This window comes from Halomonas sp. B23F22_20 (assembly GCF_043496985.1).
Lineage (GTDB): Bacteria > Pseudomonadota > Gammaproteobacteria > Pseudomonadales > Halomonadaceae > Halomonas.
The window spans coordinates 1-709 of the sequence record NZ_JBIEKH010000086.1 but is presented as its reverse complement, the minus strand read 5'-3'; the positions used below and the strand labels follow the sequence as shown (position 1 = coordinate 709).

General features: G+C 59.1%; 1 protein-coding gene. It reads left to right on the top strand.

The genetic code is table 11. From position 1 onward, the window contains the following. Positions 1 to 507: 507 nt before the first annotated feature. Positions 508 to 709: hypothetical protein (locus ACGTN6_RS20695; RefSeq protein WP_394594954.1), on the top strand; the 202-nt coding region annotated here is incomplete at its 3' end.

Here is a 709-nt window from a genome sequence, read left to right as displayed (position 1 = left end):
ACCCTGCCACCGCGAAACCGGATCCTGCCGAAACACCTGACACAGACACTTCCTCGGCTGACACAGAACAAACGGCCGAACAGCGATCCTCCCAGTAGCGACCTACACCATGCGGCTGGCTCAATGATCAAGTCCAGGGTGATGGTGCCACCATCACCCAGGCGCCATGAGCCACGACCGTGGACAACCAGGGGGAACTGGGCTGGACTGATGGTGGCACCATCGCCTGAAACAGTGCCCCCGACTTCTGTTACCTGTTACAGCGAGACAGGATAGGTACGCGCCCCCGAGGGTGATGGTGCCACCATCACCCTCGGGGGTTGGCTGCTGAGGCAGATGATGAATCAAGTATTACAGTGCTGGGGCAGTCCTGATGATCCCCACGGGCAGGGTGAGATCCGAATGACGCGAGACCGGCATGCACCGAAAGGCTACCAAGCTGACGCAACGAATGGTTACGTAAAGGGCCTTTTAAACCCTTTTAAGGGTAAGAGGGCGCTCCTTCGATTGAAGGACGAGCTCGAGGCGGAAGTGCACATCCTCACGCAGGCAGGGCGGGACATGGAGCAGCGGTACAACGCCAAGCTGCTCAGTATGGCTGACATCCTGCTCAGACCTCACCGCGACAAGAAAAACCTGGTCCCTCATATCCGGTGGCGGGATCGGGCAATGCGGCGGATGGGGGATCATCTCTTCGAGTCGGCCATGC